Origin of the sequence: Pontiella sp. (assembly GCF_041622395.1) — a bacterium.
Lineage (GTDB): Bacteria > Verrucomicrobiota > Kiritimatiellia > Kiritimatiellales > Pontiellaceae > Pontiella.
In genome coordinates this window covers 1-8974 of record NZ_JBFJYW010000155.1, presented here as the reverse complement: position 1 = coordinate 8974, position 8974 = coordinate 1, and the positions used below count along the sequence as shown (strand labels likewise).

General features: G+C 60.1%; 10 protein-coding genes and 1 tRNA gene. 3 read left to right on the top strand and 8 right to left on the bottom strand.

The window, feature by feature from the left end; all coding sequences use genetic code 11:
- The 8 genes from modA (ABYO54_RS10105) to nifE all read right to left on the bottom strand — a co-directional run.
- Nucleotides 1-563, bottom strand: a 563-nt coding sequence (modA, locus tag ABYO54_RS10105) for a molybdate ABC transporter substrate-binding protein (RefSeq protein ID WP_372808128.1), incomplete at its 3' end; no start/stop codon positions are given.
- A 4-nt stretch (nucleotides 564-567) separates the two neighbouring features.
- On the bottom strand, nucleotides 568-1353 hold the full coding sequence (gene modA, locus ABYO54_RS10100) for a molybdate ABC transporter substrate-binding protein (protein WP_372808127.1): 786 nt from the start codon (nucleotides 1351-1353) through the stop codon (nucleotides 568-570).
- A gap of 9 nt (nucleotides 1354-1362) precedes the next feature.
- On the bottom strand, nucleotides 1363-2016 hold the full coding sequence (locus tag ABYO54_RS10095) for a DUF2490 domain-containing protein (RefSeq protein WP_372808126.1): 654 nt from the start codon (nucleotides 2014-2016) through the stop codon (nucleotides 1363-1365).
- Between the two features lie 95 nt (nucleotides 2017-2111).
- Complete coding sequence (locus tag ABYO54_RS10090; protein ID WP_372808125.1) at nucleotides 2112-2294, bottom strand: YezD family protein; 183 nt, start codon at nucleotides 2292-2294, stop codon at nucleotides 2112-2114.
- Nucleotides 2281-2589, bottom strand: coding sequence for a ferredoxin (locus ABYO54_RS10085; protein ID WP_372808124.1), 309 nt, complete (start codon nucleotides 2587-2589; stop codon nucleotides 2281-2283). The genes ABYO54_RS10090 and ABYO54_RS10085 overlap by 14 nt, the downstream gene beginning before the upstream one ends.
- Nucleotides 2590-2710: 121 nt before the next feature.
- Nucleotides 2711-3970, bottom strand: a complete 1260-nt coding sequence (locus ABYO54_RS10080; protein ID WP_372808123.1) for a radical SAM protein — start codon at nucleotides 3968-3970, stop codon at nucleotides 2711-2713.
- Between the two features lie 69 nt (nucleotides 3971-4039).
- Nucleotides 4040-5503, bottom strand: coding sequence for a nitrogenase component 1 (locus tag ABYO54_RS10075; RefSeq protein ID WP_372808122.1), 1464 nt, complete (start codon nucleotides 5501-5503; stop codon nucleotides 4040-4042).
- Nucleotides 5500-6861 (bottom strand): nitrogenase iron-molybdenum cofactor biosynthesis protein NifE, encoded by a 1362-nt coding sequence (gene nifE, locus ABYO54_RS10070; RefSeq protein WP_372808121.1) that lies wholly within the window; start codon nucleotides 6859-6861, stop codon nucleotides 5500-5502. Before nifE ends, ABYO54_RS10075 begins: the two co-directional genes overlap by 4 nt.
- Before the next feature lie 376 nt (nucleotides 6862-7237).
- On the opposite strand from nifE, the gene hypE reads away from it, so the two are divergent.
- The 3 genes from hypE to ABYO54_RS10055 all read left to right on the top strand — a co-directional run.
- Nucleotides 7238-8233, top strand: coding sequence for a hydrogenase expression/formation protein HypE (gene hypE / locus ABYO54_RS10065; RefSeq protein ID WP_372808120.1), 996 nt, complete (start codon nucleotides 7238-7240; stop codon nucleotides 8231-8233).
- Between the two features lie 174 nt (nucleotides 8234-8407).
- Nucleotides 8408-8483 (top strand) — tRNA-Thr (locus ABYO54_RS10060).
- A gap of 53 nt (nucleotides 8484-8536) precedes the next feature.
- Nucleotides 8537-8974, top strand: a 438-nt coding sequence (locus ABYO54_RS10055; protein WP_372808119.1) for a GTP-binding protein, incomplete at its 3' end; no start/stop codon positions are given.

The following is an 8974-nucleotide window of genomic DNA, read 5'->3' as shown; positions in this document are numbered from 1 at the left end:
CCGGCGTCGACTTCGTTGCGCGCAACATAGAGCAGCACGGTGCGAACATCCTTGCCCTTGATCAGCTTGGCCTTCACCGCGTCGTATTGATTCAACGCTTCGAGCGCGGTCTGGGCATAGGCCCCGGCGGGGACGCTCTTGGGTTCGCCGATGGCGAGGCGGCCCTTCAGGTCTTTCGGGAATCCTTCGAAGGTAAGGCTGCTCGATTCCGGGACAACCAGCACCAGGGAGTTGCGGGCGAGGTCGGTGCGGGTTCCGGTTTCGAGCAGCGCCTTGGTCTCGAGATAATCCATCCACTTGCCGTTGGCGGAGACGAAGAGATCCGCCGGGGCTCCGGCATCGATCTGGCGGGCGAGGGCGCCGGACGAGGCGAAGTTGAAGCGAACCGGTCCGCCGCCGCTTTGTTCGAAGGCGTTGGCCAGTTCCTTCATGACATCGGTTGTGCTGGCGGCGGCGAAGACGGTTGGGGCCGCATGGGCCGCCACGGCCAGCAGAACGGACAATAGTGTAGCCAGGGTTTTCATGTTTGTACTTCTTCGGCGGAAATAGAGGGTGCTTTTCATGGTTCTAATCCTTTTGTGCAGGGAGTGTGCCATCGGCCGGTCCCTTGGTTTTGACGGGGCTCCACCCATAGGTGCTGAAAATGGCGGTGGCCGAGGGGGACAGGATGAATTCCAGGAACCGCTCATCCTCCGCCCGGGAATTTTGCGCCGTCGCAATCGGAAAGCGGATCGGGCTGTGTAGCTCGCCGGGGATGGCGCAGGCGATGTCCACCCGGTTGGAGGCACAGCGCGCCACCGACCGGAAAACAACGCCGGCATCGGCTTCGCCGAGGGCGACATAATTCAGGACCTTGTGAACCGTGTCGCCCACGCAGAGGCGCGGTTGCAGCGCATCCCAGCAACCGAGCTTGGTGAACGCCTGTTTGGCATAGATGCCGATGGGCGTGGCTGGGTCGCCGATGGCAAAACGATCAACGGCCGGGGCGGCGAGGAGGATGTCGGAGGGTTTCCCCTTGGGCACCACGATCACCATTTCGTCTTCGAGCAGGACGGTGCGGGACGATGGGGCGACCAGGCCTTTGTCTTCCACATAGTCCATCCACGTTTCGTTGGCGGAAAAGAAGACGTCGAATTCGGCGCCGGCCGCGATCTGCTTGGCCAGCGTTCCGGCGTTGGCGAAGTTGAAGATGACCGGGGTTCCGGTTTGCCGCGTAAACCGGATGGCGATTTCCTTCATGGCCGGAGCGGTGCCTGCGGCGGCGAAAACCCGCAGGGGTTGCTTGGCTTGCGCATGCGCCATCATGGTTTGAACGCAGAGAAATGCGGTGATCAACGTAGACGTGATTCTCATGGTGGTTCCCTAGAAAATAAGACAGGCGGAGATGCCGTAGTTTAAGCGTTCGTTCCAGTCGGCCTCTTTTTCCGTTTGATAAAGGTCCTGGGCGATGAACGGACGGAGGCCGAGCTTCTTGACGGGCGCGAACGAGACGCCGGCACCGAGGCGGTTCAGGTAAAACCACCTCTTGTCGAGGTTGAGCATCATTTCGTTCTCGACGAAGGGCTTGAGCTTCCACGCGGTCCAGCCCTTGGCCGGCGTCAGCGTGAATTTCGGGCGGAAGTCGGTTTGGTCCGCGGCTCCGCCGCGGTCGGAATAATAGACCCGTGCACGGCTTTTCAGCTGCACGCCGAACCGCGAGGCCGAGTGGGCGAGGTTGAGATGCCAAGTCGGCGTGGATGTGGTTACGTTGCTTTTCGTGGCGGTCACGTAGCGGAAGGCGGGGGCCAGGCTCCAGCCGGGCCGGAACTTCCACAGCAGACAGGCTTCGGTGTGGCGATAGTAATCGTTGAACCCGTCTTCTTTGTAGCGAACCTGCTCGGATAGCTGGATCGTCCAGTCGTCGGCAATCTTTCCTTTGAGTCCGCCTTCCAGCCAGATGTTGTTTTCGCGGCTGTCCCAAGCCTGTGCGGTGAACACGATGCCGCAAAGCGCGGCGAGTACGGCGATGGTTTTCATTTTCGGTCTCCGGCTGCGACACCTGTATGTCAGGAAGCGTAGACCTGCTTGTCTCATGTCGCCGCCGGTGATCCGGAAGGCTGCGGCGCCTGCCGCTAGAATCTGATCTTTTCGGTTTTCTGGACCTGGACCACGTGACCGTTGTGCACGGTCAACGTGACGTCCCCGTAATCCAGGTTTTTAACATAATTTTTAACCGCTTTAACCCAACGGCCCTCCTGTGTTCCACAGTATGCGCCGTTGGCGTTTTCGGTGTGTTGGCAGCTAGTCGAGTTCATACTCGCTCGTGTCCTCGCCGTCTTCGATGGCATCCAGGATGGCGTCGAGTTTTTCTTCGTCGACCTGGCCGAACCATTTGCCTTCCGGATACAGGACCATGACCGGACCTTCGGTGCAGACTTTCAGGCAGCCGCAGCCGGAAACCTGGGCGTCGAGGCCGCGGTCGAGGATTTCGGTTTCGAGATAGGCGAGCAGATCCCCTGCGCCCTTGGTGTTGCAAACCCCCTTGGCTTCGCCCGCGACGCGGTATGAGTTGCAAATGAAGAAGTGCATTTCCGGTTTTGCTATTGGCATGGTTGTTCCTTTCGAAATGTGAAACTTGAAACTGGAAGCTTGAAAGTAGATTCCGTCATCAGGTTTCAGTTGTTTGGTTAGTCATTCATTCATATTTCAGGGTTCAAGTTTGCGGTTTCGCTCAACCGCAGCCCCCGCCGTTGCCGGTGCATTTTTCGCCGCACTTGGTGGGGCGGAGGGGGGCGCGGATCTCTTCGCCGGCGTAGATGCGTTCGAGCGCTTCCTCGATCAGGCCTTCCATCACGATGACCTTGATGCCGGAACTGCGCAGTACCTTGGTCGGCTTGGGGCCGATGCCGGAAACGAGGACTGCGCGGCAGTCCTTGAGCGTGGCACCGACGGCCGCCCAGCGCTCGTCCCCGCCGCCTTTCGCGGGCAGGTCGCGGATTTCCAGCGGCTGGGGGGCGCCATCCTGCTGGCCGTAGATGTGGACTTGGGCGGCTTCGCCCAGGTGCTGGCTCACCAGCACGCCTTCGCGGGTGGCGATGGCGACGTAGGGGCGCTCTTCGTCCGGGTTGACCGGCGCGTTGGCGGCCGCCTGGATTTTGTCGAGCGTTTCCTGCGTGGTGCCTTCGGCAAGCAGGCCGCAGGCGTCGGCGCGGCAGCGCTGGCAGTGGGTCATCTGCGGCATGTATTTGCCGGCAATGTCGCGGGCGGCGTGGATCATGGCCGGGGTCGGTTCGATGCTGTTTTCGAACGGGGTGCCTTCGACCGGGCAGAGCGGGATGATGTTGTGCAAGTCGGCTCCTTCGGCTTTGGCGAACGCCGCGATCTCGTCGATGTGGTGGTCGTTGACGCCGGGCAGCAGGATGGTGTTGATCTTGAGCGTGATGCCGTGCGCCTTGATGGCCTTCATGGCCTGGACCTGCCGCTGAAAGAGCAGTTCGGCGGCTTCGCGGCCCCGCAACGGCTTCTTGCCGTCGCGCACCCAGCTATAGACTTGCGCGCCGATTTCCGGGTCGACCGCGTTGAAGGTGATGGTGATGTGGCTGACCTTGAGTTCGGCGAGTTCGGCGATGTAGGGGCCGACGCCGAGGCCGTTGGTGGAGACGCATAGCAGCATGTCGGGATGGCGCTTGCGGATCAGGCGGAAGGTTTCCATGGTCTCGTCGGGATTGGCGAAGGGGTCGCCCGGTCCGGCGATGCCGACGACGGAGATCGGTTTGCCGGATTCGACGAGGTCGTTCACGTAGTAGAGCGCCTGCCCGGGCGAGAGCACGTTGCTGGTGACGCCGGGCCGCGACTCGTTGACGCAATCGTATTTACGGTTGCAGTAGCCGCACTGGATGTTGCACTTCGGCGCGACGGGCAGATGCACGCGGCCGTATTTGCCTTTCACGTCCGGGTTGAAGCAGGGGTGTTTGCTGAAGTCGAGGGCCATGGGGTTTCTCCTTATCGTGAAGAGCGACGATTGAGACGTGAAGGGGGATCACGGCTCACGTTTCACTGATCAAATATATGTGTATCCGATGTCGTTGCTGTCTTGTTTAAGTTCCATGAGCTTGTCGACGATGGTGTCGAAAAGCCGTTGCGCGCCGCGGTAGCCCAGATGGAGGGTGCGCGGCCCGCTGATCCGGTCGTGGATGGGAAATCCGGTGCGGATCAGTGGAACGCCGGTGGCGCGGCTGGTGGCAAAGCCTTTGCTGTTCCCTATCAGGAGGGCGGGCTCCAATGTTTTGACGGCCTCCCCGATTTCGGCGAAGTCGACGCCTTCGAGGATGGCGGTTTCCGGGTCGAGTTCCGGGGCGGCATCTTGGATGCAGCTTTTGAGTTTTCCGCTCTTTCCGCCGGATGCGCACAGCACCGGCACGAGGCCGATCTCGGAGCAGAAGGCGGTCAGGCCGACCACGAAATCCTCTTCGCCGTAGATCGCGACCTTTTTGCCGAAGGTGTATTTGTGGCCGTCGACGTAGGCGTCGATCAGTCGGCCGCGTTCGGCCTCGTGCTTGGCGGGGGTTTCGTGGCCGGTAATCTGTTCGAGCACCTTGAAGAAGGCGTCGGATTGGCGGATGCCGATCGGGAGGCCGACGCGGAAGACCGCGGTGGAGAAGCGCTCGTCGAGCAGGGTGGCCGCCGACTGCTTGTCGGAAATGGTGGAGGCCAGTTCAATGACGGCCGAGGCGCGGCCGAGCTTGCTGATTTCCTCCACGGGGGTGCCGCCTTCGGGAATCTTGTGGTAGTCGCCCCAGACCGGGCCGTCGAGCGGATCGGAATAGTCGGGGACGATGGAAAAGTTCATGCCGAAGTCGTTCATGATCTCGCGCAGGTGGCGCAGGTCGGCGGGGGAGACCATGCCCGGGAAGACGCCGATGAATTTTTCGTTCGGGCCATCGACCGCGAGCTGGTCGACGATGGCGCGGACGGCCCACTGATAGCCGTCGGCGTGGCTGCCGGCATAACTCGGGGTCGAGGCGTGCAGTAGAACCGGCAGGTTGATCTTTCCGGTGTTGTTCTTGATGAAGTCCTTCACGTACATGTGGACATCGTCGCCGATCGTTTCCGCCAGGCAGGTGGTGGCGATGCCGATCACCTTGGGGGTGTAGCTTTCGATGACGTGCTTGAGGCCTTCGTTCAGGTTGCCGCGGCCCCCGAACACCACGCTCTCTTCGCCGAAGTTCGACGAGGCGATATCCATCGGTTCGCGGAAGTGGCTGATCATGTAGCGGCGGATATAGGTGGAGCAGCCTTGCGACCCGTGGAGAAAGGGGAGGCAGCCTTCGATTCCGCGGAACGCCAGGCTGGCGCCGAGCGGCGCGCAAAGTTTGCAGGCGTTGCGGGTGGCGGTGAAGTTTTTGCCCGTCAGCAACGCGGCTTTCGGCGCCGGGGCGCAACCGCATTTTTCCCGGTCCTTTTCCGTGCAGCTGCTGGCCGGGGTGCCGGCCGGGGCGCAGGTGTTTCCGCATTTGCAACTCATGACCGTACTCCTTTTCCTGCGCGCCTTGGGGCAAACTGCCAGACGGGGCTCATGACCGAAGAGTGCACTTCCTTGGCGAAGTTGAGCATGCCGACGAACCCGGCCAGCGCTTCCTTGCGCTCGTGGTTGTGGTCGCAGAAGCCGATGCCGAGTTTGAAGGCGATCGGGCGCTCCTTGACGCCGCCGATGAACAGATCGACATCCTTCTCCTTGACGAATTTGGCGATCTCGTTCGGGTTGGTGTCGTCGATGATGACGGTGCCCGGGTCGCAGAGTTGGTTCAGCAGCTCGTAATCCTCCACCGATCCGGTCTGCGATCCGGCAATCACCACATCCATGCCCAACGTCCGCAGCGAACGCACCAGCGAGAAAACCTTGAAGGCGCCGCCAGTATAAATCGCGGCCTTTTTCCCTTTCAAGTCTTTCCGGTACTGGGCGAGCTGGGACATGAGCTTGGCAACTTCTTCCTTGATGACCTGCGATGCCGCGGCATGCATTTCATCGTCGTCGAAAAAATCGGCCACGTCGTAGAGGGCCTTCGACATGTCTTCGATGCCGAAATAGGAGGCGCGGATCATCGGGGTGCCGTATTCGTGTTCGAGCATTTTGCCCAGGTTGCTGACCGATCCGGAGCACTGCACCACGTTGAGTTGGGCGCGGCCCGCCTTGCGGATATCGTCCACGCGGCCGTCGCCCGAAACCGAGCAGACCACGTTTACGCCCATGCGCTCGTAGTAGTCCTTGATCACCCAAATCTCGCCCGCGATGTTGAAGTCGCCGAGAATGTTGATGGACTTCGGGATTTTTTCTTTCACGTCGTCGGTGCCGACGATCTTGAAGAGCGCGTCGCAGGCGGCTTTATAGCCTTCCTTTTTCGAGCCCTTGAAGCCTTCGGAATCGACCGCGATGACCGGGATGCCTTTTTCGGCCTGCACTTTTTTGCAGACGGCGCCCACGTCGTCGCCGATGACGCCGATGATGCAGGTGGTATAGATGAAGGCGGCCTTGGGGTTGTATTCGTCGATCAGCTCGCAGATGGCGCTGTAGAGTTTTTTCTCGCCGCCGTAGATGACGTCCTTTTCCTGCATGTCGGTGGAGAAGCTCAAGCGGTGCAGCTCGGGGCCGGAGGAGAGCGAGCCGCGGATGTCCCAGGTGTAGGAGGCGCAGCCGATCGGGCCGTGAACGACGTGGATGGCGTCGGCGATGGGATAGAGCACCACGCGGGAGCCGCAGAAGCTGCAGGAACGCTGGCTAACGGAGCCGGCCAGCGTTTGCTTTTCGGCCTCCATCGCGAACTCGCCGCCTTCGTGGATGTGGCGCTTGCGCTTTTCGAGTAGATTGATCGTTTCTGTTGCCATGGTTGGTTTCCCGAATTGTTGCATCCCCTATTGCAACAGGTGTGCCATCGGGTTTTGCGAGCCGGGTGCCAGGGTCGTTAGTCCTTGGGAGGCAGGGGATAGAACAATTTGCCGAGGGGGCGGGGCCAGCCAGGGCGGCCGTGGTGCGCATGGAAATATATTTCCGTCCATCGATCGGTGCCGGTGCCGGGGGTGCCCAACCGCTGTAAAAGCAACGGCTTAACCGGAGTTTCGACGTTTTTTTCCATTTGCAATTCATGGGCGCGAAAAATGTAGCAGCGACGCCCTCGGCTTTTCGTTCGCTATCCGTGTTGGGGTTTGCTAGCACTTTTGCCGGATGCAAGGGGGCTGCCGGAGCGGGGGGGGGCGGATCGACATGGGAGACAAAATCATACTGGGGCATGGTTCGGGCGGGCGGATGACGCGCGATCTGGTGCGGGATCTGTTTTGCCGGCATCTGGCGGACGTGGCTCCGGAGAGCATGGACGATGGCGCCGTTCTGGCGGCGGACGGAAAAATCGTGTTCACGACGGATTCGTATGTGGTGAGTCCATTGGAGTTCCCGGGGGGCGACATCGGCACGCTGGCGGTTTGCGGGACGGTGAACGACTTGGCGGTCATGGGCGCGCGCCCGCTTTGGCTTTCGCTGGGCGTGATTCTCGAGGCGGGCCTGGAGATCGAATTGCTGGAGCGCATCGTGAAGTCGATCGCCGAAAAGGCGCGAGAGGCCGGGGTGAAGATTGTTTGCGGCGATACCAAGGTGGTCGAGAAGGGAAAGGGCGACGGCATCTTCATCAATACCTCCGGAATCGGCCTCTTGGAGAATCCGCTGCACCCGGAAGCGATCGAGCCGGGCGATAAGATCATTGTAACGGGTACGGTTGGCGACCACGGCATGGCCCTGCTGACCCTGCGCAAGGGATTCCCGCTGAAATCCAGTTTGAAGAGCGACTGCGCCCCCCTGAACGCGATGCTCGCGCAGGTCCAAGAGGCGGTGGAGCTCAAATGGATGCGCGATGCCACGCGGGGCGGAGTCGCGACGGTTCTCAACGAGTTGGCCGAAGGGCGATCCTGGGGCGTTTTGCTGCAGGAAAGCGATCTTCCGCTGTCGAATGCCGTGGCCGGGGTTGCGGAATTGCTGGGGCTCGACCCGTTGTATAGCGCAAACGAAGGGAAGGCGATTCTCGTGGTGGCCGCCGCCGATGCCGAGCATGCCTTGAATCTCTTAATGAAAAACGTCTATGGCGCGGGTGCGGCAATTATCGGGACGATTGTTGGCGACTTCCCCGGCAAAACCGTGCTCAATACCGAAATGGGAACCCTGAGAACGCTGGGAATTCTGGCTTCCGACCCGCTTCCGCGCATTTGCTGATTTTTTTTTGGGGTTGGGGGTTGACTCTGCCGAATGGTTCTATATATTGCGCCGTCTTGTTCACCAAAAAACGCTTGGCGAGGTGGATGAAACATTTTTTGAAGGAACAAGCCTAGTGATCGTGTTTTTTACCGGCGCGTAACGGGCTTGTTTGTCTGTTTTTTGGATAAGCAGGCCCATGTAGCTCAGTTGGTAGAGCGCATCCTTGGTAAGGATGAGGTCAGCAGTTCGAATCTGCTCATGGGCTCCATTTATTCGATTTGTGTAAGATTGTTAACTGAGAAGATTCAGGAGGTAAACAAAATGGCTAAGGACAAGTTCGAACGGACAAAGCCCCACGTGAACGTGGGTACGATTGGTCACGTTGACCATGGTAAAACGACTGTAACCGCATGTATCACTTGCGTACAGGCAGCCAAGGGTTTGGCTGAATACATTGCATACGATAGCGTTGCTAAAGCATCGGAATCCCAGGGTCGTCGCGACTCCTCCAAGATTCTGACGATCGCGACCTCGCACGTTGAGTACGAGTCGGAAAATCGTCACTACGCCCACGTTGACTGCCCCGGCCATGCCGACTACGTCAAAAACATGATCACGGGTGCTGCCCAGATGGACGGCGCGATCCTCGTGGTTGAAGCGCCTTCCGGCCCCATGCCGCAGACGCGCGAGCACATTCTCTTGGCCCGCCAGGTTGGTGTTCCGAAAATCGTTGTTTTCCTCAACAAGTGTGACCTCGTT

Excerpts from the sequence above, each read along its gene's own strand:
- ABYO54_RS10080 (WP_372808123.1), bottom strand. The coding sequence starts at position 3,970 with ATGGCCCTCGACTTCAGCAAACACCCCTGCTTCAACCCGGACGTGAAA.
- hypE (WP_372808120.1), top strand. The coding sequence starts at position 7,238 with ATGGGAGACAAAATCATACTGGGGCATGGTTCGGGCGGGCGGATGACG.
- ABYO54_RS10075 (WP_372808122.1), bottom strand. The coding sequence starts at position 5,503 with ATGAGTTGCAAATGCGGAAACACCTGCGCCCCGGCCGGCACCCCGGCC.
- ABYO54_RS10090 (WP_372808125.1), bottom strand. The coding sequence starts at position 2,294 with ATGAACTCGACTAGCTGCCAACACACCGAAAACGCCAACGGCGCATAC.
- ABYO54_RS10085 (WP_372808124.1), bottom strand. The coding sequence starts at position 2,589 with ATGCCAATAGCAAAACCGGAAATGCACTTCTTCATTTGCAACTCATAC.
- ABYO54_RS10095 (WP_372808126.1), bottom strand. The coding sequence starts at position 2,016 with ATGAAAACCATCGCCGTACTCGCCGCGCTTTGCGGCATCGTGTTCACC.
- modA (WP_372808127.1), bottom strand. The coding sequence starts at position 1,353 with ATGAGAATCACGTCTACGTTGATCACCGCATTTCTCTGCGTTCAAACC.
- nifE (WP_372808121.1), bottom strand. The coding sequence starts at position 6,861 with ATGGCAACAGAAACGATCAATCTACTCGAAAAGCGCAAGCGCCACATC.